This window comes from Aquirufa regiilacus (assembly GCF_032470275.1).
GTDB classification, from domain to species: domain Bacteria; phylum Bacteroidota; class Bacteroidia; order Cytophagales; family Spirosomataceae; genus Aquirufa; species Aquirufa regiilacus.
The window spans coordinates 195,253-219,061 of record NZ_JAVNWW010000004.1; the positions used below are offsets into that span (position 1 = coordinate 195,253).

The window sequence follows — 23,809 nt, forward strand, 5'->3', positions numbered from 1 at the left end:
TATTAAGGGTTACAAAAATCGCAATACATGGGGTCTTCCTTAGTTAGGCAATGACTGGGAGGTCTTAGTTCGGAATAGTGACAACATTGGCAGCTATAAATTTCCGATTTTACCCGCCGAGTAGGCAAATCGCAACAAGCACATGGAAGTCCGCGTTGGATATCAGTCATGCTAAATCCCGGCGTTTCGCATATAGGACATGTCGTTTGAGTCTGTTTGATAAGTTTCTTTGTTAGCGCATCGATTACCCCCATACGCGTTGGATTATGCATGGCTCGCATATCGGTTTCAAGGCTACATTGGCCGAAACGTTGAATGAAATGTGGGAGTGTTTCCCGCAGCTCCCTTTCCACATGAATTCCTTTTATACAATCCGAGGAATCATGCGCACTCTTCTTAAGTATGACAGCATGCGATGGGAATTGGACCTGTGCCAAAAAGGCCACCATTTCCTCCAGCGAATGAATGTTCGCTTGGCCATAATTCGTATTCGTGCCCAAATTCCTTACAACAAATTCCCACGCATTTTTCTTGTCGATGAGTACGACTATTTCTTCATGCGCGGGTACAAACGGGATACTTGGATGCGGCCCAAAAGACCCTTCGGATGCAATCGCCAGATCTGTTGATGTAATTTCCATGGCCAAGTAGCATTTCTGTCGAGCTGTATCTAGGGGGGAGTCTAAGCGTTCAACTTCTCCGGTAAATGTGCCCAATGTATCCGTGTCAAGTAAATTCGTCACCACACAATTCAAGCCAAGTTCTTTTGTTAAATGTGGGGCGATAACCTGTTCTTTCCCGTGTTTGGTTGCAACAACAATGCGGCGTCCTGAAAATAAAGCAACATTATCCATGAATAATTTGAAGAAACAGCGGAATACCGATGGTAATATTGATCGGAAAAGTAACGCCAAGCGCCATCGGAATAAAAATTCCAGGGTCTGCTTTAGGGGCAACTAGGCGCATTGCTGCTGGCACAGCAATATACGAAGCGCTCGCCGCCAGAATCGCAAAAATAAGTCGATTCGCTTCGCTCTCCGTCACAAACTGGCTAATATGTGAGGTTAATACACCGTTCAAAAGCGGTACGAAAATGGCGAAACAGATAAGAAATGCCCCTTGTTTTTTAAATGCAGAAAATCGGCTCGCGGCAACCATCCCCATGTCTAGTAAATAGATGGCAAGGAAGCCTTTAAATATGTCAGATGTAAAATGCTTAATCCCTTCGGATTGATTGGAATCCGAAATGAATCCGATGAGGAGGCTACCAAAAATCATTAAAACGCTCCCATTTGTTAATGCGTGTTTCAATGCGGAGCGCCAAGGTGTTTTACGAACGATGGCTTGTGGGGTACTTGGAAATAAATTCATCAAAATAACACCCATGATAATGGCGGGAAATTCCATTGAGGCCATCACGGCAACCATTTCTCCACCTACTTTCATCTGATTCATCTCGAGAAAGGCAACGCCCGTGACAAAGGTGACAGCACTAACGGAACCATAACAGGATGCAATCGCGCCAGCATCAAAAGAATTCAATTTTATCTTTAAAATAAAAAATGAGAAGATCGGGATGATGGTTGCCAAAAGCAGACCAAAAACTAAATGCTGAATTACTTCCTGGGTAATGCCCGTTACCGCCAACTCAGCACCTCCATTAAATCCAATCGAAAAAAGAAGGTACAGCGCTATAAAGCCTTTGGAGGCCGCAGGAATGGCTAAATCACTCTTTACGATTTTGGCTATAACCCCCAAGACAAAAAAGAGCAATGTTGGGTTTTTTAAATTAAAAATAAGCAACTCAAAATTCGACATGAAATATCAGTTAGGGTCTTGTAACAGTTTAAGCAGATTTAAAGAGACGATGATGAGAAGGCTAATGGCGAGCTTATCAATGAAGATATCCGTGTTATAAAAACTTACGATCAAACCCATGCTGATGAACAAAAAGTGAATACCAACAAGTAAGCTTTTAGGTGCAAATTTCATCTCCAAATAAATATATCACAAAGTAAATGCGCCCACTTAAATAATTTTTATTTAAGTTTATAATGAAATGTATTAGCAATACTTATGAATTATACACTAAATCAATTACAGATCTATTTGAAAGTTGTTCAAACGATGAGCATAACAAAAGCTGCAGAGGAATTAAATCTGACACAGCCGGCGGTCTCCATTCAGATAAAGAATTTTCAAGCACAATTCGAAATTCCGTTAATCGAGATTATCGGTAAAAAAATATATGTAACCGATTTTGGCGCTGAAATTGCCAAGTCGGCAGAGGGAATCATTGACCAAGTATATGCCATAAATTACAAAACCATGGCTTTTAAGGATCAGTTGCTCGGCCGACTAAAAGTGTCTGTTGTGTCTACCGGTAAGTATGTACTACCCTATTTTTTAACAGATTTCTTGAATCATAATCAAGGTGTAGAGATTAGTATCGATGTGACAAATCGGGAAAAGGTGTTCCATAGTTTGGAAAACAATGAAGTTGATTTTAGTCTAATATCAACTGACATTAACAGCCCCCTATACGATCACATTGATATCTTAGAAAATGAACTTTACCTGGTTGGCAATCCGGTAACTGCGTCGTTAAACCCCAAGTTTGCGTTTCAAGAGTTCAACAAGGAGCTCCCCTTAATATTTCGAGAAAATGGGTCTGGCACACGGAAAATCATGGAGACTTACCTAAAAAAACAGGGCATTCATTCCTTAAAAAAACTCGAGTTGATGTCAAACGAGGCGGTGAAACAAGCCGTGATGGCCGGTCTGGGATACTCCATCATGCCTATGATTGGAATAAAAAATGAATTGAAAAATGGACAATTGGCTATCATTAATCGAAGCGGACTTCCCATTGTAACGACGTGGAAACTAATTTGGCACAAAGAAAAAAATCCTTCGCCCGTTGCCAAAGCCTTCATGGCTCACATAATCGAAAAGAAAGAAGAAATAAAGAAAAAGCATTTTGAATAAATAAAGCCGGGCAAAATTGCCCGGCTTTATCTTAAGAACCCTTTTCATTAATTAAATTACTCAAACGAAATCTCACTAATTGTGAGACAAACGTATTCAGGAAGTTTGATAAAAAAAAATTAAGTTTTTTATGACAACCATGAATTTTATTTATAATGAATTAGGCTTTCACTTTTAAGGTAGAACCCGTAATCTCAATGGCCAATTTGGCTAAGCCGCTGGATGCAGGCCCTTGAATCAATGCCCCCGTAGAACTGAAGGTAGAACCATGCGCTGGGCACAAAAAGGAAGAAGTGCTTGCATTGTATTCCACCGTGGAACCCGCATGTGGACAAACGGCCGAATAAGCGACAAAACTAGCTGCCGTATTTCCCGCCGCGGTACGAATGACAATGAACCCATTTCGAGCCACATAATTATTGACAGCTTTTAGATCTGAATCTAAGTTGACCGTAAAACCTGAAGACGTCGAAGGGGTGTTAACCGGGGCCGGAGCGCCATTTTCGTCTTTTGAACAAGCCTGCGCTAAACAGGCCACACAGGCCACAGAAAAACTGCCTGTTAGTGTTGATAAAAATTCCTTGCGTTTCATAATAGGTTGGTGCGTTTATTCTTCGCTTAAACATGAATGCGTTGAATTTGTTTATAATCTATCTGATAAAATAATATGCATGCCGCTTGATCTAAGCTGCCGTTCCAAGATTTGGATGAAAAAAAAGGCCCTTCACTTGAAAGCAAATACACCATAAAGCCATTAACCCAATTAATTTTTCATCTGAGATGCTTTATGGGAAAAAGATTTCCTCAAATATATCTTTATATTTAAGAATTGAATCATTTCAAATTATGTCATTTCAAGCTTACATCGATAACATTCAAGCCAAAACAGGGAAAGGCCCTGAAGAATTTGTTCGCCTCGCCGAAGAAAAAGGGTTTATTTCAAACGGAACCATCACCGTAAAAGCCACCGAAATCGTCAATTGGCTCAAAGCGGATTTCGAATTAGGACATGGGCATGCCAATGCAATATTTGCCTACTTTAAAGGAAAACGAGATTAAGGAAATACCGACGACAAACGAACAAATTCGTTGGCCCCCGTGTTACCCACTAAAATCACGCCATGAACAACTGGGTTATTTCTTCCAGCAGACTGGAAAAAACGTATAAATTCGCCAACTTTGAGGCGGCCATGCTGTTTATGCAACAAGCGGCTGTTATCATCAGTGCATTAGATCACCATCCCACTTGGGCGAATACCTATAATCGCATTCACGTTTCATTGAGTACGCACGATGCTGGGAATACGGTAACCGAAAAGGATTGGGATTTGGCTCGTGCCTTGGATGCATTATATCAAAAAGAACACCATGAATAAATATGTCGCTCTCCTTGCTTGTTTGTTGTTAAGCGCTTGCCAATATTTACCATTTCCCCAACTCACTTCTTCGACAACCATCGGCGGGAGTAATGCTTTTTTACTTGGGAATAATCCCCACGGTTCTTTCACCGTTAGCCTGAAGAATTTAGCTGAAACCGACATCAAGATTTGGAGATGTCCGATCGACGGGGGCCAACATTCCCCTGTTCAGGTTAAACCAAATGAGCAAATATCAGTACGTGTAGAGAAAAACACAGCTTTGCGTATTGAAAATGCATCAGCAAAGGCCGTTGATGTTTTGCTAAAAGTTAAAGGCGACACAGGCTTATCGATGGGTTATCAAAAACCTTAAGGGCGTAAAAAGAGTTGGCGCGTGTAGTCCAACAATTTCGCATCTCCCGTTGCCCCATGTCCCGGAACAACATGTTTCACGATTGGATAAGCCGCTTGAGTTTTCGAAACGGTTTCCGACCAAGCAAGAAGATTCGCGTCGCCTAAAAAGCCTTTGGTCGCCCCCAATTCTTTTATTAAACAACCACCAAACAGCACTTCCTCAGCAGGAAAATAAGCAACTACATTATCGCGGGTGTGCCCTTCTCCAAAGAAACGAATAAGAACTTCCTTGCCTTCAAGCGCGATGCGTGTATTTTCCGCAAAGCCTTTTTGGGGTACTGTCATCTGATGCTGGGTAGCCAACTCAATGGTTTTTTCATTCGCCAAAGAGGGAATCCCCACCGCATGAAATGTCGCTAATCCACCAAGGCAATCGTTGTGAAAATGGGTAGGTACAATGGCCACGATTTTGCATTTCAACACATCCTGTACCCAACGAATTAACTCTTGAGAACTTGGGTCATCCGTGGGTGTATCAAAAATCGCGACCTCGTGACCCGAACGAACGATTAAGCCATTGCAAGCCACTTTTCCAAAATCATCCGTTTGTAAAAAAGAAGTATGCACGAAGCTGTTTTCAGATAAGGTGGTAATCGTCAAACGATCTGATGTGTATAATTTTTGTTGGGCCACGGCCCCAAAACTTAGCATCAAAAGTGCGTACAATAAGCGCTTCATAAGGTCTTTGAAAAGGATAAAACAAAAGTAAAGGATTTAATCTGCTATTTGATTCCAATGCTGTATTTTTAGGCCTTCAAAACGACTCCACATGAAACTAGCTTCTAAAATCGTCGGCGGAATATTCGCATTCTTGTTCTTTGTATTATTCATCATTTGCAAGCGAGATCGCCCCGTGGAGGAATTGATCCCCTTGTATGCGAATCAAGATTCGAAGTTTATGCCCATCTTAGGGATGCAAGTGCATTACCGTGATGAAGGCGTCCAAAGTGATTCGGTGCCCTTGATTTTATTGCATGGTATGTCTTCTTCATTAAACACCTGGGACAGTGTGGCCATGGGTTTAAAAGCTGAGCGGAGAATCATCAGCTTGGATTTACCTGGTTTTGGGTTGACGGGGCCATCGCCGGAAAACGCCTATAATTTTACCTATTATTCGAAATTCATCGATTCATTCACGACCCGATTAAACATAAAGCGATTTATTTTGGTGGGCAATTCGATGGGCGGGGCCATCTCGTGGAATTATGCACTTCACAATCCGAAGGGTCTTGCAAAAATGATTTTAATTGACGCCGCAGGTTATCCGAAAAAAGGAGAGAGTGGTTCTTTGGGTTTCAAAATTGCTTCGACTCCCGTAATTAATAATTTGTTATTGTATGCGACTCCGAAATTTTTGGTGCGCAAAAGTTTAGAAACGGTTTACTATGATCCCGCACGTGTAACCGACGCGCAGGTGGAACGCTTTCATGATGTGGCAATACGAGAAGGAAATCGGGCGGCGGCTTTGCAAATATTCAAGGGTTCATTTACGGGTAGTTCGAAGCGATTCTTGAATTCCCCTGTACCAAAAATAAAAGACATCAAAACACCTACGCTAATCTTATGGGGCGATAAGGATAACCTGATTGGTGTGAATAATGTGGACAATTTCTTGAAAGATATCCAAGGTAGTAAGGCAGAAATCTACAAAAACGTAGGCCACGTTCCCATGGAGGAGGTACCGGGGAAGGTGGTTGAATCGATTTTGAAATTTATCCGATAAAAGCCGAAACCAAATTCGCCCATTCTTCATCGAGCGAATACGCCGGCCGCGTTTTCTTCGCACGGGCATACCAGTAATCCGCATTCCAAATATCCCCTTCCTTGCGGTGTAAATAGGCGTGTACCCAAGCGGAGTCTCTGTCGCCCAACTGATCGATGAGCGCATGGGCTTTGTCCCAATCGCCTTTGGCATCATACCAAAGACTTTTTAAGATTGTCGAAAGCTGTGGTTCTGGGGCGTCTTGAGACAAGGATTCTTTAAATGATTTCATTAGAAATTTTCTTTCTTGGCGAGACAAACAACATCCGTGTCGATCAATTCGAGTGACAAAACCATGTCCTTCACAGCATCCTTATATTTCTTAAAATGAGGTGTCTGAATGTGAGACTGATAGGCTTCTACGCTGGCATAGACCTCGAATATAGTAATGCTCGTCGCGTCTTTTTTGTCGGCCACCGCCGTATAGGATAATACGCCGGGCTCCACGTTAATCGCAGTATTCATCTGCTCTTTTAATAGCGATTTGTAGACGTCGAGTTGCTTGGCGTCAACTTTAATTTTGGCGATTCGATGCATGCGATTTGTTTCTTGAGCGTGAACTAGACTACACACAAGTAGAAAGAGAAGTATGAAGTATTGTTTCATTTTAAATTGGAATTTGTTCTGTTAAAACGAGATTACCCTCGATATCAAAATACGTACAAGTCAATTTTTCGATGTTTACCTCCCACGTTGAGATACCTGTTTCAGCACACATGCGAATGAAGGTCGGATAATCCGTTTTACCCAGTTGGTGCGCCAAAAGTTCTTCTTTAAACACATCTTCGCGTAAAGACTCAGATAAGACGAGCGCATCATATTTTCCTGGCGCCTGAACAACATGCTGATGCGTACCATGGTAGTTTACATGCCCATCCTCCACAAAGGCTATGTAATGCGAAACACCGAATGCTTTCAAATCACGAATGTATTGAGGGAAATCGGCGCCTGATTTTACTCGGCTGTGCGCGGAGGTGATTTGGTCGAGGGAGAACATCATTAATTTGATTGTAAGATCAAAAATTCATACTGTTTAACTTCCATCATCGGATTTTCTTTACCTTCATTTCTACCCTCTTGTTTATTAATTAAGAACAAGGTCGGCAAAAGGATATAAAATCTTTGGCATCGCTAGTCTCACTTGTTCCTAAATCGAGAATAAAGCGAAAGATTGTTATTATTTCATTTATTTCGAATAATTCAATTATTTCGTTTATTTTCGTAAAATAATTCACAATAATGGATGCCGAAGCAAGAATAAGTAGACCTACCAAAGAAGAGCAAAGGGTTGCCAAAGAGTCCTATGAAGCGCTATCTGCGACTTTGGAATCCCTACATGCAACGAACCCAGAAATTGAAATTGAAGAAACCTCAGAAAAAATCAGGATTCCGCTAAAGGCCTTAAAGCTATTGGCAACAATCCTAAAAGCGACAAGTCAAGGTAAACCCATTTCCATCGTTCCTATTGCCACAGAAATGACGACCCAAGCAGCATCCGAATTATTGGGATGTTCTAGGCCCCATTTAATTTCATTGCTTGAAAATGGAGAAATTCCCTTTATCAAAGTAGGAAAGCATCGTCGGATTAAATACGAAGATGTCACGCAATACAAAGCCCACATGTATTCCAAACAACGCGCGCGAATTATCGACATGATGAAAATGGATGAAGACCTCGGGCTGTATGATTCATAGCGTTAAGTTTACCTGCTTTCTGGACACCAACGTCATTTATCCGATCTTGACCCGGGATATCCTCCTATGGTTTGCCCACTATGAATTATATACGCCCAAATGGAGTCCTGATATTTTTTCGGAATGGGCTGATGTTATGAGGCGAAAAAATGTTTCAGAAGCAGAAATACTAAAGCGCATTGAAAATGTAAATTTGGCATTTCCCGGAGCTAAGGTTCAAGACTATGAATCTATAACGAAAACATTAAAACTCCCGGATTTAAAAGACCGTCATGTATTAGCAGCCGCGATTAAATCTAATGCTGGCATCATCGTAACCAATAATTTAAAAGACTTCCCAGAATCGTATTTGAAAGGCTTCAATATCGCGGCCAAAAACGTAGACGACTTTTTAATTGATCTTAACCATGAAATTGCATTGGACGCCTTTCAAATGATGGTTTCTCAGAAGAAAAAACCTGACTTAGACGAATATCAGGTCCTTAATCTTTGTCGAAAAAATGGTTTAAAAGATACTGCCGACTACCTCCACGCCTTATTGTAAATTCCTTATTTCCAATATTCCACCAACTCAATCGTATCGTCCGTCGAGGACTTATTCTTATCGGAAAATAGCTGCCCAATTTTTATCACGAACTTACTCGAAATCAAGTTGAGAATCGTATTCAAGAAGAATATCCCGAGCTTCGTTTTAGGGTGAGCTAGCCTAGGAACACCCGGAGGAAGTTTTTGAATCTTGGTCACATAAGGCCTAAAGGCCCTGTCATATGCCTCAAAAGCTTCCGGGTAATCGGCATGGCGAGATAATTCCCCCGCTAATATGTAGGCACCGACCACCGACAGGCTAACACCCATGCCCGTGAGTGGCGATGGACAAAAAGCGGCATCCCCCGTCATGGCACAACGGCCTTTGGACCAGCGGGGTGCATAAACTTGGCTGATGGCATCAAAATAGACCTCCGCATTGTTATCTAATGCGGCCAAGACTCGCTGGGCTTCCCAACCAGCATCCACAAATTTTTCATGCAACAAGGCTTTTTGCTCCTCTTGTGACAGTTTTTCATAACCCATGGGCTCCGACATAAACGAAAAGGATGCCCGTGTGGTGCCTTCGTTATCAGGACGCATGAAGATCACACGTGCATCGGTCGCGTTATACCAGCGGGCCCAGCGACTATCCGACGAAGCTCTGGGAATCGTAAAATAAGAGACATAGAGTCCCACAGGTTTCACGAATGGCTCATCACCAAAAATCAAACTCCGCGTTCGCGAGCGAATCCCATCCGCACAAATAACTAAATCAAAATCACGGATTTCACCGTTTTGAAAAGTGACTTTTACCCCATCTTGATGTTCATCAAGCGCGATGATTTGATTGCCAAAAAGATACTCAACATTTTCCTTCGTATGCTCGTATAAAATCTTCACCAAGTCCCCACGAAGAATTTCTAATTCACTCGTTCCCAAATTGGATTCGCCTTTCGGTAAAGCGGCCTTAGTGACATTGTTTTCATCAACAAATAAAACACCCAATTCACCCGTATCCGCTGCACGAATCTCCTCTTCGATCCCCATCCATTGTGCGATTTTTTGGGCAGCCCCTTTGATGTCGACGTTTTGGCCCCCTAAACGTAATGATTCTGCCCGTTCTACAATCGTAGTTTCAAAACCATATCGGTTTAGCCAAAATGCAAGCGTTGGACCAGCTATGCTTGCGCCTGAGATGAGTATTTTTTTTGCCTTCATATTAATTCTTACCCTGCAATGACAATCAATAGCACATCGCGTAGGTATATCGCTCAGCACTTATCAAGAGCTTTCGGGAAATTGCCGGTATATTTTAGTTAGCTATTGCTTGGCCAAATGTAAGCAAATTATGATCCGGACCTAACAGAGCTTAACTTAATAAGGACTTCGGAATCCGAATCTTTCAGCACAAGAAAAGGTTTCACACCTGTTGCTTTTATATCATTTCCTTTCATCGCAAAAGCTTCTTGTTTATAATCTGCGATGAATATCTCTGTACGAGCAGGTAAGGAATAAGTCTTGGTTTCAGCCGGATTTAGATTACTAACGCGGGTTTGTATTTTACCATCTGGAGTATAAATAATTAACGAGAGATGATACACATCTTTGTAATCATTGGAGAAATTGATGTTAATATTGTCCTGGGCTTTTGCAGAAAATGCCATCAAGAAAAGACTAAGGATAAAGGCTACTTTTTTCATAATTGATTGACTAAAAAACAGACTTGATTACATCTCTAAAAATCAAGAAGAGATAGACTATAACGCCCACAATCACTTGGTTTCGATACTTAGTAAAGAATTGTTTCATTCAAGTGAAATTAATAAGTCAAATTAAATGATAAACCATTACATATCCATAACTCATATTATTTATCTTGTCATTCTAAACCTCGTAAAACTATGAAAAAGCTATTTATTGCCATTCTCACCTGTTTGACATTCACCACCATCGCCCAAGATGGAACGATTTATCCTTTAGAAACCCCGAAAGAGCCCAACGCCATTCCCTTAAACACGGGATCCGTGAAGGAGCAGCCCGCACCAGAGACCTGGTTTCGTCAGTGGGGTGACCCGATGGCACGTAACATTTCCACGGCGACCTTAACCCCATTTTTTCCTGAAAAGGGCAAAGCTAACGGCACAGCAGTTATCGTTGCGCCGGGTGGAGGATACCGTTGGTTATCCTTAGGAAATGAAGGATGGGAGGTCGCAGAAGCGCTTGCCAAAAAAGGAATAACTGCTTTCGTTTTAAAGTACAGACTGTTCCCTACGCCCGAAAAATTAGAGGATTTTACGGCCTGGATGAACCGCCCACGTCCCGTTCCTGTAAAAACAGATAGTGCGGCAAAAAATACGAATCCTATGGCGCAAATGGATCTGACCAATCAACTACAAGATGCTGAAGCGGCCTATGCGATGATTCTAAAAAACGCTACTTCATGGGGCGTTGACACCAAGCGAATCGGGATGATTGGATTCTCTGCGGGTGCCGGTTTAACGATGCATGCAACACTGAATTCACAAACCATGAAATTGGCCTTTATTGGCCCTATTTATGGCGGCATGGGCCCGGTAAAAGTACCTACAAACGCTCCGCCGATGTTCAATGTCATTGCCTCGGACGACTTCTTATTTAATGGCCAATTTGGGGTGATAGATTCCTGGTTTAAGGCTGGCCGACCGGTTGAGTTTCATTTATATCAAAATGGCGGACATGGTTTTGGCTTAGGAAATCCGAACCGGACGAGCAATAAATGGTTTGATGCCTTTATGCATTGGTTGGATGTGAATAAGTTTTTAGTAGCAGGAAAAGGGGAATAATACTTATGATTGATCGCTTATTTACCGTAGCATTAAGCCCATCCAATAGCATCGCGCTCGATCTTAGTGCTACGAATACGGAATTAAATTCCTCCGTTTATGGGAACACATCCGCCTTCTGTGAATATATCAACGCGAAATTAGCTGGCAAGATTGGCTATGGAGGATATTTGGAGCATCGTGTCATCTATGAATCTCACGAGAACTTCGCGACAGCCTCCGCCGATTTCCGAAATATCCACTTGGGTATGGATTTTTGGGCTGACGCGGGTACACCGGTTTTTGCACCATTAGCTGGCGTAGTACAAAGCTTTCAGGTTAATCCGGGCTCTGGAAATTATGGGCCAACGATCATTTTATTTCACCCAGCGGAAAAAATCTACAGTTTATATGGGCATTTAGCAAGTTCGGATTTAGAAAGTCTGGAAGTTGGCATGCAGATTCCCGCAGGCCAAAAGCTTTGCCACCTCGGAAAACCCGATGAAAATGGGGGATGGCCACCACACTTGCATTTCCAATTAATCCGTGATATGCAGGGATTTCAGGGGGATTATCCGGGCGTTTGTTCGCTGCGCGATGTAGATTTTTATGCCCAAAACTGTCCGGATCCGGCGCGTTTTTGATACGCCATCAGAGGTTGATGGAACTGAGTTGGATGACAAGTTTGGCATCTGACTCTTTCAAAACTAGATAGGGCTTCACGCCTGTTGATTTAATGTCATTGCCCTTCATGGCAAAAGCCTCCTGTTTATTATCAGCGATATAAATCTCGGTGTTTACGGGCAAAGAATAGGATTTGATTTCGTTAGGCGCCAAATTACTTACACGTGTTTGCATTTTCCCATCCGGCGTGTAGATAATCAGCGAAAGATGATAAACATCTTTGTAATCATTGGAGAAGCTAATGTTACTATTTTCTTGGGCCGAAGCCGAAAAGGCAAATAAAAATAGGGAAAGGATGAAGGCTAATATTTTCATAGTAAAAGGGTCTACTTTAAAAGGTATTTAAATGGGGCGCCTAAGCCGGTAATTTCGACATATCCATGTGAAATATTTCCCATGTGTGGCCATCGAAGTCTTCTAGGGTTCGCTGTACCATAAAGCCATAATCACGCATCTCATTGGGTTCTATACCACCGGCACTTAGGCCACAATCCACCACATGGTTGACTTCTGCTGTGCTTTCCATGGACAAAGAAAGCAAGGCTGCAATGGACGATTTTGTATCGGCAATCGGCTTTTTGGTAAAACTCGAAAACTTCTCATGTGAGAGGATCATCAGAAAAATATTGTCTGACCAAACCATGCATTTGCCGCTTTCATCTGAGAATTGGGGATTATTCTTGAATCCCATAGCCGTATAAAATGCCATCGATTTTTCTGGGTCTTGCACCGCAAGGTTAATAAAGATTTGATTCGCCATGAAATTATTAATTGAATCCTTAAAGTTATGGAATCTGCCATTTAGAACTTACATATAGACAATAAAAAAGCCGATCAAGGAAGATCGACTTGCTCGTTATTTCATGGGAAGTAACATTATTTATAAAAGGGAAACGAGTAACAGATCATGCATTGAACGCTTTTACCTTATACCATTTATTTGGGCCTATTAAAAAAATCAATGATAGCGCCTAAAGCAGCTCCTAAAGCCAATCCCAAAGCAATGTATTGAGAGGAATTAGGCGTGTTTTTCCCAAACGCATATCCTAATGCAACTCCGATTGCGGAGCCTACAGCGATTCCTGATCCGGTGTTGGGGTTTTTGTTTTCTTTCATTTTGTATAAAGCACAATGGGTTGACACCAATTGATTACATTATTTATCTTGCTCAAACGCCTCTTTCGCAATCATAATGGCGGTCATCGCTTTAGGCCAACCAACATAAAAAGCCAAGTGGGTGATAACTTCTACCAGTTCGGCTTCCGTTAAGCCGTGTTCTTTGGCATAATTTAAATGAAATTTGAGTTGGTTGGAGTGCTCTCCCGCCACCAAAGCCGCCACGGTTATCAGGCTCCGCTCGCGTCTCGAAAGCGCCTTGCCTTCCCATACATCGCCAAACAATACGTTGTCAGTGTAACCCAAAAGTCTAGGGGCAAAATCACCTAACATTTTCTCTGCTGCAGATACTTCTTTTTCTTCGCTCATCTTTTAAATCGTTTCAACAAATATACTAAAGATGAAAGCATAAAAAATTTCCGTTTTCACAATTTAGAATTCGTTTTAAAGCAAAGAATTTAACCGCATTTTAATTTCCGCGCCGCTGACAAATCGAAGACAATCAATAGAAAATTTAGATTTTTACTATATTCGTATCCGTGGAATCTTTCTCCTTAGAACCGGTCCCATTTACCTTACTTGTAACCCAATTCGTGATAAAAAGTCAAGCATGCTGGGCTTGGAAAATTTGCATAATGAGCGTAATCAACACCAAATTCAAACAAATTTCGCTGCTCCTAATAGGCTCAATCTTTGTCATCGTGTTCATTGTGGGCATGCTGTATCCCCGGCAAATCAAGCGAATAATTAAAAAATTGATCGCATGGGACGCTATTTTCTATGATAGCTCCTGCAAGAATTGTGAAGAATTGTTTCAGGACGGTGTGGCAGAACATGAAAATGCTTATCGCTATGAAGGAATCAAACCCCGAGAGGATTTTAAGGATTTACAAAAACTGCTTGATCGGCGCATTTTAATGGAAATCAAGACTTCTGAAAACTACGAAGTTGAACAGATGGACGCCTCCTTACCTGGCCTTTTACCAAAGGGATACAGGTTTATCAACCGACTAGCTCGGGAGTATCGAGCCCGATGTATCCAAAATAAGTTGGCTTATATTCCTTTTCGGATTACCAGTGCCGTGCGGACAAAAGAATCAGTCAAAGCACTTAGAAAGCGTAATGGAAATGCGATTGAAAATTCAGCGCACCTGAAGGGAAAGACAATCGATATTAGTTATTTATTCAAGAAAACGGACTTGAAACAGAAGGAATTATTTATTCAATCCTTAGCAAAATTAAAGGACGAAGGGCTATGTTATGTCAAATACGAAACGAACATGAAGTGTCTTCACATTACCTGCCGATAGCAATAACAAAAGGATCTACTTAATTTGCCAACGAAGCATTCTCCTTTTTTGGTCTGCTTGCTTAATTTGTCTAATTTACTTGCGTAAAACCTATTTACATGAAACATATTTTAATTGGATTGCTCATCTGCGTGAGCTATTCACAAATTTTAGCGCAAACCAATAAGCGTCCGAACATCATTTTCATCATGTCGGACGACCATGCTTATCAGGCCATTTCGGCATACGACCAACGCTTAATTTCGACTCCCAACATAGACCGCATTGCCAAAAAAGGTATCCTGTTTACAAATGCCAGTGTGACCAATTCCATCTGTGCGCCCAGTCGGGCCACGATCCTAACCGGTAAGCATTCACACCTAAATGGCAAGGTCGATAATCACTTCAAATTCGATACAACGAACATTACCTTCCCGCAGATTTTACAGGCGAACGGATACCAAACGGCGATGTTTGGGAAACTACATTTTGGGAATAGCCCAAAGGGCTTTGATCAGTTCAAAATCTTGCCCGACCAAGGCAATTATTACAACCCCGATTTCATCACAAAAAAGGAGGGAAATATCAAAGTCAATGGCTATGTGACGGATATAATTACCGACATGACTTTGGACTGGCTAAAGCAGGAGCGAACGCCTGAAAAACCATTCATGTTGATGTATTTACACAAGGCGCCACATCGTTCCTGGTTGATGGCAGAACGGCATTTGGATGAAATGACGCAGAAAACATACCCGGAACCCAAGACGCTTTTTGATGATTATTCCGGTCGGACATCTCCCGCCAAGGAAGCCGAAATGAATATCCTAACCAGTATGAGCTGGGCCGGGGATAACAAAATTTATCCGGCCACGATGGACTCATTGAAAATCCCCGAAATCGGTTTTGATAAGCGTCGTTTCGCTGCTGAAATGGGCCGGTTAAATCCGAGCCAAAAAGCGAATTTTGACCGCGTTTACGATCGGATTAATGCGGAATTCATCAAGGCCTATCCGAGCATGACGGAGCAAGATAAAATGCGCTGGAAATTTCAACGCTACATGCAAGATTATCTCGGAACCTTACGATCAGTCGATGAGAACGTAGGCCGTTTATTGGATTATTTGGAAGCGAATAATTTGATGGAAAACACGATTATTGTGTATACCTCCGACCAAGGATTTTACTTGGGCGAGCACGGTTGGTTTGATAAGCGTTTCATCTATGATGAATCCTTTAAGACTCCGCTGATGGTGTCGTGGCCAAGCCAAATTAAAGCCGGTCAAAAATCAGATGCCTTAGTTCAAAACCTCGATTTTGCCCAAACCTTTTTGGATGCGGCCGGTGTCCCAGCTCCCAAAGACATGCAAGGCCAAAGTCTAATCCCGCTGATGACGGGTAAATCTTGGAAACGCGATGCGGTATATTACCACTATTATGAATACCCCGCAGAACACATGGTGAATCGACATTATGCCATCGTGACGAAGAAATATAAGTTAATTCATTACTATTTTTCTACAGATGCTTGGGAGCTTATTGACCGCGAGAAGGACCCTTTGGAATTAAAGAATGTCTACAATGATCCGGCGTATGCTTCGATACGAAAGACATTGCATAAGCAATTAGACGCATTACGACTGAAATACAAGGACAATAGCACCATCAGCAACGGCTACATTGATCGCTTTTTGAATGACGCTGTGGAAGGAAAAGTATTCGGGGTGCCAAAACAAAAGGCGGCGGAGATGAAAGCCAAAAGAAAATGAGTCGGTATTCTATTACCCTTTATTTATTAGTCATCACACTGTCTGTGTCCAGTCAGATCCCAATCCCTATATGCCACGTTTCCATACCCAATCGGCTGAAGCAAATTAAATCGATTAGTCCTAAACCTACGTTGAAATCCCATGCTGGGATGAAGCGTATTCCGGCAGGCATATTTTCCATGGGCTCACACGATGCGCAGGGTCGTGCAGACGAATACCCGGTTCATCAAGTGCGTGTTAAGGCCTTTTGGATGGATGAAACGGAGGTAAGCAATGCGGCGTTTGCGGCATTTGTTAAATCGACAGGCTACATAACCACGGCTGAAAAGGCGATTGATTGGGAGGAGTTGTCAAAGCAAGTTCCAAAGGGAACGCCTAAACCGGCAGATTCACTTTTGGCGCCCAGTTCTTTGGTATTCGTTCCCACGACAGGCCCAGTCGATTTAACGGACTATTCCCAATGGTGGGCGTTTAAACGAGGGGCCGACTGGCGCCATCCCACGGGTCCAGGCTCAACAATTCAAGGACGAGAAAATCATCCCGTCGTTCATATTTCATGGGATGATGCAGCCGCCTATGCCCGTTGGGCCGGCAAAAGATTACCCACAGAAGCGGAATGGGAGTGGGCCAGCCGTGGGGGATTAAAAAATAAGATTTACCCCTGGGGGGACGTGTCGGTAAATTCCGCCCCGTATAAAGCGAATAGTTTCCAAGGGCATTTCCCCTATGAAGATCAAGCATTAGACGGGTATAAAACGACCACCGCTCCAGTTAAATCTTTCCCTGCAAATGGCTATGGATTATATGATACCGCTGGAAATGTATGGGAATGGTGCGTGGATTGGTACCGCGCCGATTATTACAAAAAAAGTCCGATTCTAAACCCGCAAGGCCCTTCCTCAAGTCATGATCCGGATGAACCCGGTGTTGCCAAACGCGTCATGCGCGGCGGTTCTTTTTTATGCAATGATGGGTATTGTTCTAGTTACCGGTGCTCCGCACGAATGAAGTCAAGCCCGGACTCAGGCTTGCAGCATACCGGTTTTCGTTGTGTGATGGACTAAATGTAATCAACAACGAACTACGCAGGTGTACCCTGTTCTTTGGTGTAATTAAAATGAACTGAAAGGCCTTATTTGAATTAGAAAAATAGATTGAAGATTTCAATAAATATCAATCCAAATACAATAGATAGATTTACAATGAGGACCATTTTTTGCCAAGTAGGCCTGTCACCCCATTTTTGTTCTGGATTGAATGGGTCAAATGTTAAACCTATACCCAGCGAAGCCGCTGCTTGCATATAATCTTTAGAGAAAAGGGCTTGAAATAATCCTAATAGTAAAAAACCGATGTAGAGGAACTTGTTAAATGATGTTTTCATGGAGATATCGTTTAATTTATCCCAAAATTAAGCGCCAGAATTCGATCAAAATTGTACTTTTAGGACACTATTTAATTTCCCAAATAATCTTGTCGCCGACTACTTTACTTGTAGATTTGAAAAAGTCTTTAGGATTATGATGAGTGATTTTTCTAAACTCTTTAATGAAATAGGACTGGTCATAATACCCTCCTTCATAAGTAATATCCGTTAAATTCTTCCATTCCGCACTATTCAACTTGTTCGTTAAAGAGCTTCTAAATCGAAAAATTCTACGGTATTCAACGGGACTACAACCCATGTGTTTTTGGAAATACCTATGAAAGGTTTTAGCATTCAGTCCTACTTTACTTGCGATGGTGGATATAGCCATTTTTTCATCGCTATTTTCTATCAACGTTAACGCTTTGTCAATGGTAGAAAACTCAGGATGATCACCAAATTGAGAAAGCAAAAATGATTCTATTTTGTTAATATCATCATCCTCACAAAATAAAGTTTCACCCAATTTTCTCCACACATCATTCACTAATTCCTGAGAAAAATGAGGCGCCAAGGAAAGATAGTTGTCCTTAAAAAATCGGTTTATTCCTAGAGGCTTAAAGATGATCGAAATCTCTCTTAATGTTCCTTTGTATTCCAAGAAAACCGGTGTCGTATACTTACCAAGTATTTCAATATGTACGCTATCCGTCCTATTTTCTGAAACATGAAGAGTCCAATCTTGCCTTTGAACCGACGCCCCTTTCATAAAAGAAAGGCCCGTGTTAAAATGCGGGAACGCTAAATAACTAAAAGAAGAGTTCGATTTGCCCTCGTAAAAATAGAAGCATTCTACGTACTTTCTCAAAATGGGAGAAGAAGGTTCAATGGTTTTTATCACAAAAAAGAGAGATTTTCTAAATCATTACTCCGCGGCAGGTTTACCGGCCATGGTTAATTTTACCAAATCTCCGATGAATTTCGCAAAGGGCTCTATATTCTGTTGGACACTTGCCATTTCAAGAGAGTTCATATAATCATCTCTTTTTTGAACAGGTATTACCATCCATTTATATCCTCCCGAAGCCAATATTGCATTCATTAAGAACCTACCCATTCTACCGTTACCATCCATGTAAGGGTGAATATAAACAAAAAAGAAATGTCCTAACACCGCTCTAACTGATGCTTCCGGTTCTTCTGAGATTAATTCAAATAAAATGGGCATTACATCTCTTAGAGCATCCATATTTACAGGGACGTGTTGTGATTGTCCAATATAAACTTGATGTCTTCTATACCCAGCTAAATCAGATGGCTTTAAAATGCCGGATGTTACACTGGGTGAAAATAACTCTCTAAACCAATCGCTATGTTCTTCCAAAAGTATCTTACCTAAATCACCACCATCCATAATTTTTTCAATACTGTCTTTTACACTATTAAAAGCAAGCCAATACCCTCTTGCAGCCATAGCATCTCTATGTTTTTTATCTTCTTCATTATCTACTAAATTCCATTTTCCGCTTTTAACCCTTTCAATCAGTTCGGGAGTCACTTTGTATTTTTCAATGGATAATGAGTGGTACGCATCCGTAACATAGATTTCATCCATATTTTTTAGAAATGTCGCTTTGTCAAGAAAATTAATAGCTGAAGGTTTGGGAAAAACTTTAATTACTACATCCCGCATTTCAAACCACATTAAACGGATTCTATTGCAATATGGAGAACGTTCTCTTGAAGATAAGGGTATTGGAGTCATTTGTTCAAATGGGTCTTTTTCGCGGACGTCATAACCTGCTGACTTCATCGTTTTCAAAATCTCATCCGCTATTTTAGAATTCCCTATATTTCTAAAAGCTCCCACGATTCTTCCGGCTTTCAAACTATGTCCACCATCTAACAACAATCCTACTATTTCAGAAGCGTCATTTATCATACTTAACGCTGTTCTTACATCAATTGGATTGCTAACAAAAATGGTAGGAGAACAATAAATAATGGAAGATGGTAAGTTTAATATTCGTAACCCATTTTTAACTTCTACACTTTCTAATTCTGATAATGGCGATTTCATACAGAATAAAGACGATTTAAATAATAAAGGAGTGTTATTGTTTTTACCCTTTACCGACCTAATAATCATCTGAATTGGAACAACCTCATTCCCTGAATGCAGCAATAAGGACTGTTCTGCTGAAACACAATATTCATCACCATATCGGTCTTCCAAGAACCTTGAGCAAAATCCCCAATAGGACGTGAACCAAGATGTGCTATTCCCTTTACTTTCTTCAGGATTCACTGCAATGTACCAACCTCTAATAACTTCTCTTATGAAACCATTTGCGATAAGACGGTCTTTATGGGTTCTACTTAAATCTTCCGACTTAATCGCTATAATACCTTTACCTTGTATTACTTGGAGAACTTTTAGTGATTCCGCTAATTTTTCTGCGGGTGTTGCCATTGTGTATTAGTTATAATATCTCGCCGTGTATTTATTATAATTTAACGCTGTGTGTTTGTTATAATTTGATGTAAATATATAGAATTAATTGCAATGTTATAAAGAAATGATTTGACCTATTAAAACAAAAAAGACCTTACAAAACGTAAGGTCTTTTTAAGGGCTCCCCTTACAGACGAAAGATGCAAAATAATGCAATGATTGAGTATGTTACAATTAGGAAACTGAAGAGTTAGTTAGTCTTTATTTGAATAAAGCTCCCTCATTGTTCTAGCTATCATTGCTGGGCCAACAGAATTGTGCGTTTCATCTTTAAAAACAACCAATTTCGAATTAAACCCATTGTATTTTTTTAAGAGTGTTTCGAATCTCAATAGATTATCAAACCCGTCTTCTAATTCAGCAATTGAGAAAAATACATCTACTTTTAACGTTGAATTGGCTGAAGCATATTTAGCCTCGGCTTCCATAATATCGTTATCCCAAAATAAAAAAGATGGGCTATTAATTCCAAACTTAGTAAAAATACCATCAGATTTAAACAATGCGTTAGCCACATATAACCCACTTAGTGAATGACCTGATAATCCTCTCTCATTATTTGTACTATACTTTGAATCGATTAAAGGAATTATTTCTTTTGTAATGATATTATAGAATATATCTCCTCCTCCAGAAACCAAAGCAGGTGATGAAAAATTCCAGATTTTGCTATAGGTACTATCCTTCTTGATTTTTTGTGTAAAAGTATAATCTGTCCAACGATTCAATAACCAATCGTAATCATTGGTTTCATCTCCTGCTATTGAAACTAGTATGAAGTCCTTTGATAAATTTCCCATTTTTAAAGCTTTCATTGATTCTTTTGCGATAGGAAAAGCATAATATCCATCCAATAAATAATAAACAGGATACTTATTTTCTGGGTTATAACTAGATGGCAATGCAACAGAAACCTTATAGGTTCTATGGTTTAATTTAGACGTGTGGTTAATCTCATCTGTATGTATAGGTAATTTACTCCATTGAGCATTACTTGAAATAATGCTAGCAATTAGAAGGATAAAAGTAAATAGGTATTTCATTTCAATTGAATTTGTGATATAATTTTTTGAAATATAAGAATAATAAATTCTATTGAAAAATAAAAAGATGCAACTAGCCTAACTCACTGAAGGACAACAAAAAAGCCGATCATTTCTGATCGGCTTGTCCAGTGTGGCTCCCCTTACAGACGAAAAATGCAAAATAATGCGATGATTGAGTATGTGACTATTAAGAAATTGCAGGGTTGAACTTCGTGCAATTTTAAAGGAACCCTATATTCAAATTAATTTGGTCGCGTTGTTAAATCTATCTGCCACGTTTTCCCAATTGATGATTTTAAATAACGTATCTACAAAGTCTGCTCTTTTGTTTTTGTACTTTAGGTAATATGAATGTTCCCAAACATCAATAACCAGAATTGGCACGCAACCCCATTGAGTTAGTTTTTCGTGGTTTTCACATTGTAGAACAACAAGTTTCTTTGTCATAGGTTGATATGCAAGTATCCCCCAGCCATTACCATCTACATTTTTTGAAGTTTGGGCTAGATATAATTTTAATTTTTCATAGCTCCCAAAATCTTTTTCAATTTGCTTTAATAAATTTCCAGTAGGAGACAATTGTTTATTGGTAAGATTTGTCCAAAAAATGGAATGCAAAATATGAGAGGACGAATGAAACGCTAATTTCTTCGTCCAATAATCAACTGTTTCAAAATTATTAGAATCCATTGCCTCCTGAATTTTTTTTACATCTACATTCGCAGCTTTTGTAGCCCCACCGTGATGAAAAGTATAATGAAGGTGCACCGTCTCAGCATCCATATAAGGTTCTAAGAACGACTCTGAATATGGTAAAGGCTGTAAAACAAAATGTCCATTTTCATCAACTAATTTATCAATTCGATTATTAGTCAAATTAGTTGCAAATAATCCTTCTAAAGGTAAAATGGAAGCCACGGAGAGCATTCCGCTAGTTTTAAGAAATTCATTTCTATCCATCATTTATATTAATTAGTGCATAAAAAAAGGTTACACTATAAAAGTATAACCTTTTTATCATTATTGCTCCCTCTCTTGTCGGATCTTGCAATTGTTTTTGTTGTTTGAATTGATACTGTACCAACCCCTAATTACTTGGACACATTTGTTGAAAGAGTTGTGTAATAATTGTTTGTTTTTGGGTTTAAATTTTGTCTAAAGTATTTATAATTTTGATTTAAATCATCCACATTTTCGTTTTGGTTTTCGGATAAATTTTGTTCGAGACGTTTTTGGTTCGTGATGTGGATATTTTGTTCCCATTTTTCAATGGGTGTCATTTTGATTGCTTTGTGGAATCTTCGGGTGTTATACCAGATGGTGTGTGCGAATATTGTTTGTTTTGCATCATAAAACCCCGTGAATTCGTAACGTTCGATTACTTCCCGCTGAATGATGGAATGAAAGGCTTCGATGTAGGAATTTTCTTCCGGTGTTGCGATGTGAGTGAACTCTTGATTGGCTTCCGCTGTGCGAAGGTATTGCTTTACGTTGTTGGCGATAAATTGAGATCCATTGTCATTTCGAATGGTTACTCCTTTGATTCCGTATTCGTTGTTTATTCGTCTAAATGCATTGATGACATCAATTTGTTTGATGCTTTTTTGAAATATCTGATCCACGATTTTACGAGAAAAGACATCGATGATTGTTAGCAAGTAAAAGTTTCTTTTTTCGCCGTGTACATAGACGTATTTAATGTCTAGGCATAGGTATTCCATTGGATAGGAAGCCTGAATCTTACGGTGCTGGACAAACTTGCGTTTGCCGCTGGTTCGTATCACTTTACCCAAAAGCAGGTTGTGTTCGTCCATTAATCGGTAAACTTTTTTCTTGTTAATGTAATAATCAAGCTTGCGTAATTCCCCTGTTACATTTTCATACCCGTAGCAGCAAAATTCTTGCGAGAGGATGTCTTTAATTTGCTCGATAACGATCTGATTTTCGACCTTCTCTCCATCTTGTTTCCACGTATGAGAACTGGCTTTAACGCCCGGTTTTCCACCTGTAGACTTATAATAGTAAACGCTGGAAGGAAGGTTAGACCAAGATAAAAGCATACGTGTAGGAGCCTGTTGAATGTATTGTGAGACGATCATCTTCTTGTCTTGGTTAGCACAGGGCTTTTTTTTAAAAGCTCTGATTTGAATTCTATCTCCAATGCTTGTCGAGCGATAATTCGTTTCAATCGTTCGTTTTCTTCTTCCAAAGCTCTAAGCTCTGGATCTATTCGCTTATAGGCAGACTTTAACCCTTCAACTCCTTTGGAAAGGTATTTAGTCCTCCACTTAGCATATAGACTAGGTGATAAATGATACTTCCGACAAGTAACAACATTGCCTTCTCGCTGTCCTTCTTGAAGAATAGCTAAGCGATCCTCCGGACTGAAAATTCTTCTTTCTCTTTTCATAGTTCCCTAATTTAATTGGTTCTAAACTCTTTTTAAAATTTAGTCCAGTCTATTAGGGGGTTAGTACA

General features: G+C 40.4%; 32 protein-coding genes. 12 read left to right on the forward strand and 20 right to left on the reverse strand.

Features of this window, described 5'->3' with window-relative positions; translation table 11 throughout:
* Positions 1 to 2: 2 nt before the first annotated feature.
* A complete protein-coding gene (locus tag PQG45_RS09525) occupies positions 3 to 854 on the reverse strand; it encodes a DUF6671 family protein (protein ID WP_316070766.1) in 852 nt (283 codons plus the stop codon).
* Positions 847 to 1,818, reverse strand: a complete 972-nt coding sequence (locus PQG45_RS09530) for a sodium-dependent bicarbonate transport family permease (RefSeq protein ID WP_315574481.1) — start codon at positions 1,816 to 1,818, stop codon at positions 847 to 849. The genes PQG45_RS09525 and PQG45_RS09530 overlap by 8 nt, the downstream gene beginning before the upstream one ends.
* Before the next feature lie 258 nt (positions 1,819 to 2,076).
* Between PQG45_RS09530 and PQG45_RS09535 the strand changes: the two genes are divergently transcribed.
* Complete coding sequence (locus PQG45_RS09535; protein ID WP_315574483.1) at positions 2,077 to 2,988, forward strand: LysR family transcriptional regulator; 912 nt, start codon at positions 2,077 to 2,079, stop codon at positions 2,986 to 2,988.
* Between the two features lie 160 nt (positions 2,989 to 3,148).
* On the opposite strand, the gene PQG45_RS09540 is transcribed toward PQG45_RS09535, so the two are convergent.
* On the reverse strand, positions 3,149 to 3,580 hold the full coding sequence (locus tag PQG45_RS09540) for a QcrA and Rieske domain-containing protein (protein ID WP_315574485.1): 432 nt from the start codon (positions 3,578 to 3,580) through the stop codon (positions 3,149 to 3,151).
* 254 nt (positions 3,581 to 3,834) lie between these two features.
* Here PQG45_RS09540 and PQG45_RS09545 point away from each other — a divergent pair, with 254 nt between their 5' ends.
* The 3 genes from PQG45_RS09545 to PQG45_RS09555 all read left to right on the forward strand — a co-directional run bounded on the left by PQG45_RS09545 (position 3,835) and on the right by PQG45_RS09555 (position 4,719).
* A complete protein-coding gene (locus PQG45_RS09545) occupies positions 3,835 to 4,047 on the forward strand; it encodes a DUF4287 domain-containing protein (RefSeq protein WP_315574487.1) in 213 nt (70 codons plus the stop codon).
* A 62-nt stretch (positions 4,048 to 4,109) separates the two neighbouring features.
* On the forward strand, positions 4,110 to 4,364 hold the full coding sequence (locus tag PQG45_RS09550) for a 4a-hydroxytetrahydrobiopterin dehydratase (protein ID WP_316070768.1): 255 nt from the start codon (positions 4,110 to 4,112) through the stop codon (positions 4,362 to 4,364).
* Entirely contained in the window at positions 4,357 to 4,719 is a 363-nt protein-coding gene (locus PQG45_RS09555) for a hypothetical protein (RefSeq protein WP_316070769.1), read from the forward strand. The genes PQG45_RS09550 and PQG45_RS09555 overlap by 8 nt, the downstream gene beginning before the upstream one ends.
* Here PQG45_RS09555 and bla read toward each other — a convergent pair.
* A complete protein-coding gene (bla, locus tag PQG45_RS09560; RefSeq protein WP_315574492.1) occupies positions 4,716 to 5,438 on the reverse strand; it encodes a subclass B1 metallo-beta-lactamase in 723 nt (240 codons plus the stop codon). The genes PQG45_RS09555 and bla overlap by 4 nt on opposite strands.
* A gap of 91 nt (positions 5,439 to 5,529) precedes the next feature.
* On the opposite strand from bla, the gene PQG45_RS09565 reads away from it, so the two are divergent.
* On the forward strand, positions 5,530 to 6,483 hold the full coding sequence (locus tag PQG45_RS09565; RefSeq protein ID WP_316070770.1) for an alpha/beta fold hydrolase: 954 nt from the start codon (positions 5,530 to 5,532) through the stop codon (positions 6,481 to 6,483).
* Here PQG45_RS09565 and PQG45_RS09570 read toward each other — a convergent pair.
* From PQG45_RS09570 to PQG45_RS09580, 3 genes are read right to left on the reverse strand one after another with little or no spacing between them, the layout of a single operon-like run.
* Positions 6,473 to 6,754, reverse strand: a complete 282-nt coding sequence (locus tag PQG45_RS09570) for a hypothetical protein (protein ID WP_316070771.1) — start codon at positions 6,752 to 6,754, stop codon at positions 6,473 to 6,475. The genes PQG45_RS09565 and PQG45_RS09570 overlap by 11 nt on opposite strands.
* A complete protein-coding gene (locus PQG45_RS09575; RefSeq protein ID WP_315574497.1) occupies positions 6,754 to 7,128 on the reverse strand; it encodes a putative quinol monooxygenase in 375 nt (124 codons plus the stop codon). The genes PQG45_RS09570 and PQG45_RS09575 overlap by 1 nt, the downstream gene beginning before the upstream one ends.
* 1 nt (position 7,129) lies before the next feature.
* Positions 7,130 to 7,522 (reverse strand): DUF1398 domain-containing protein, encoded by a 393-nt coding sequence (locus tag PQG45_RS09580; RefSeq protein ID WP_316070772.1) that lies wholly within the window; start codon positions 7,520 to 7,522, stop codon positions 7,130 to 7,132.
* 239 nt (positions 7,523 to 7,761) lie between these two features.
* Between PQG45_RS09580 and PQG45_RS09585 the strand changes: the two genes are divergently transcribed.
* Both PQG45_RS09585 and PQG45_RS09590 read left to right on the forward strand, forming a co-directional pair.
* Positions 7,762 to 8,217, forward strand: coding sequence for a helix-turn-helix domain-containing protein (locus tag PQG45_RS09585; RefSeq protein ID WP_315574501.1), 456 nt, complete (start codon positions 7,762 to 7,764; stop codon positions 8,215 to 8,217).
* On the forward strand, positions 8,207 to 8,761 hold the full coding sequence (locus PQG45_RS09590; RefSeq protein WP_316070773.1) for a PIN domain-containing protein: 555 nt from the start codon (positions 8,207 to 8,209) through the stop codon (positions 8,759 to 8,761). The genes PQG45_RS09585 and PQG45_RS09590 overlap by 11 nt, the downstream gene beginning before the upstream one ends.
* A 5-nt stretch (positions 8,762 to 8,766) precedes the next feature.
* Here the strand turns inward: PQG45_RS09590 and PQG45_RS09595 are convergent, their stop codons facing one another.
* Together PQG45_RS09595 and PQG45_RS09600 are read right to left on the reverse strand one after the other, a co-directional pair.
* Positions 8,767 to 9,963, reverse strand: a complete 1,197-nt coding sequence (locus PQG45_RS09595) for an FAD-dependent monooxygenase (protein WP_316070774.1) — start codon at positions 9,961 to 9,963, stop codon at positions 8,767 to 8,769.
* Between the two features lie 128 nt (positions 9,964 to 10,091).
* Positions 10,092 to 10,445, reverse strand: coding sequence for a hypothetical protein (locus PQG45_RS09600; protein ID WP_316070775.1), 354 nt, complete (start codon positions 10,443 to 10,445; stop codon positions 10,092 to 10,094).
* Positions 10,446 to 10,646: 201 nt separating this feature from the next.
* Here PQG45_RS09600 and PQG45_RS09605 point away from each other — a divergent pair, with 201 nt between their 5' ends.
* A complete protein-coding gene (locus PQG45_RS09605) occupies positions 10,647 to 11,567 on the forward strand; it encodes an alpha/beta hydrolase (RefSeq protein ID WP_316070776.1) in 921 nt (306 codons plus the stop codon).
* Positions 11,568 to 11,572: 5 nt separating this feature from the next.
* Positions 11,573 to 12,190, forward strand: coding sequence for a peptidoglycan DD-metalloendopeptidase family protein (locus tag PQG45_RS09610; protein WP_316070777.1), 618 nt, complete (start codon positions 11,573 to 11,575; stop codon positions 12,188 to 12,190).
* 7 nt (positions 12,191 to 12,197) lie between these two features.
* Here the strand turns inward: PQG45_RS09610 and PQG45_RS09615 are convergent, their stop codons facing one another.
* From PQG45_RS09615 to PQG45_RS09630, 4 genes are all read right to left on the reverse strand, one after another.
* The gene (locus PQG45_RS09615) at positions 12,198 to 12,545 is read right to left on the reverse strand and encodes a hypothetical protein (protein ID WP_316070778.1); all 348 of its coding nucleotides are present in this window, start codon (positions 12,543 to 12,545) and stop codon (positions 12,198 to 12,200) included.
* Between the two features lie 40 nt (positions 12,546 to 12,585).
* Entirely contained in the window at positions 12,586 to 12,990 is a 405-nt protein-coding gene (locus PQG45_RS09620; protein WP_315574514.1) for a VOC family protein, read from the reverse strand.
* A gap of 176 nt (positions 12,991 to 13,166) precedes the next feature.
* A complete protein-coding gene (locus tag PQG45_RS09625; protein ID WP_315574516.1) occupies positions 13,167 to 13,346 on the reverse strand; it encodes a hypothetical protein in 180 nt (59 codons plus the stop codon).
* A gap of 39 nt (positions 13,347 to 13,385) precedes the next feature.
* A complete protein-coding gene (locus PQG45_RS09630) occupies positions 13,386 to 13,715 on the reverse strand; it encodes a carboxymuconolactone decarboxylase family protein (protein WP_315574518.1) in 330 nt (109 codons plus the stop codon).
* 266 nt (positions 13,716 to 13,981) lie between these two features.
* Between PQG45_RS09630 and PQG45_RS09635 the strand changes: the two genes are divergently transcribed.
* The 3 genes from PQG45_RS09635 (at position 13,982) to PQG45_RS09645 (ending at position 17,468) form a co-directional block, all read left to right on the forward strand.
* The gene (locus tag PQG45_RS09635; RefSeq protein WP_316070779.1) at positions 13,982 to 14,656 is read left to right on the forward strand and encodes a DUF5715 family protein; all 675 of its coding nucleotides are present in this window, start codon (positions 13,982 to 13,984) and stop codon (positions 14,654 to 14,656) included.
* A 98-nt stretch (positions 14,657 to 14,754) separates the two neighbouring features.
* On the forward strand, positions 14,755 to 16,404 hold the full coding sequence (locus PQG45_RS09640) for a sulfatase family protein (RefSeq protein WP_316070780.1): 1,650 nt from the start codon (positions 14,755 to 14,757) through the stop codon (positions 16,402 to 16,404).
* 44 nt (positions 16,405 to 16,448) lie between these two features.
* On the forward strand, positions 16,449 to 17,468 hold the full coding sequence (locus PQG45_RS09645) for a formylglycine-generating enzyme family protein (RefSeq protein WP_316070781.1): 1,020 nt from the start codon (positions 16,449 to 16,451) through the stop codon (positions 17,466 to 17,468).
* A 77-nt stretch (positions 17,469 to 17,545) separates the two neighbouring features.
* Here the strand turns inward: PQG45_RS09645 and PQG45_RS09650 are convergent, their stop codons facing one another.
* From PQG45_RS09650 to PQG45_RS09680, 7 genes are all read right to left on the reverse strand, one after another.
* Positions 17,546 to 17,788, reverse strand: coding sequence for a hypothetical protein (locus PQG45_RS09650; RefSeq protein WP_316070782.1), 243 nt, complete (start codon positions 17,786 to 17,788; stop codon positions 17,546 to 17,548).
* A gap of 67 nt (positions 17,789 to 17,855) precedes the next feature.
* Positions 17,856 to 18,671 carry an AraC family transcriptional regulator gene (locus PQG45_RS09655; RefSeq protein ID WP_315574525.1) on the reverse strand — a complete coding sequence of 272 codons (816 nt, stop codon included), beginning with the start codon at positions 18,669 to 18,671 and terminating at the stop codon, positions 17,856 to 17,858.
* Positions 18,672 to 18,695: 24 nt separating this feature from the next.
* The gene (locus PQG45_RS09660; RefSeq protein WP_315574527.1) at positions 18,696 to 20,243 is read right to left on the reverse strand and encodes a Fic family protein; all 1,548 of its coding nucleotides are present in this window, start codon (positions 20,241 to 20,243) and stop codon (positions 18,696 to 18,698) included.
* A gap of 236 nt (positions 20,244 to 20,479) precedes the next feature.
* A complete protein-coding gene (locus tag PQG45_RS09665) occupies positions 20,480 to 21,328 on the reverse strand; it encodes an alpha/beta hydrolase (protein WP_161566474.1) in 849 nt (282 codons plus the stop codon).
* 240 nt (positions 21,329 to 21,568) lie between these two features.
* Positions 21,569 to 22,294 (reverse strand): superoxide dismutase, encoded by a 726-nt coding sequence (locus PQG45_RS09670; RefSeq protein ID WP_236633172.1) that lies wholly within the window; start codon positions 22,292 to 22,294, stop codon positions 21,569 to 21,571.
* 128 nt (positions 22,295 to 22,422) lie between these two features.
* Complete coding sequence (locus PQG45_RS09675; RefSeq protein ID WP_236633171.1) at positions 22,423 to 23,430, reverse strand: IS3 family transposase; 1,008 nt, start codon at positions 23,428 to 23,430, stop codon at positions 22,423 to 22,425.
* Positions 23,427 to 23,741 (reverse strand): transposase, encoded by a 315-nt coding sequence (locus PQG45_RS09680; protein ID WP_130895643.1) that lies wholly within the window; start codon positions 23,739 to 23,741, stop codon positions 23,427 to 23,429. Before PQG45_RS09680 ends, PQG45_RS09675 begins: the two co-directional genes overlap by 4 nt.
* Positions 23,742 to 23,809: the final 68 nt, after the last annotated feature.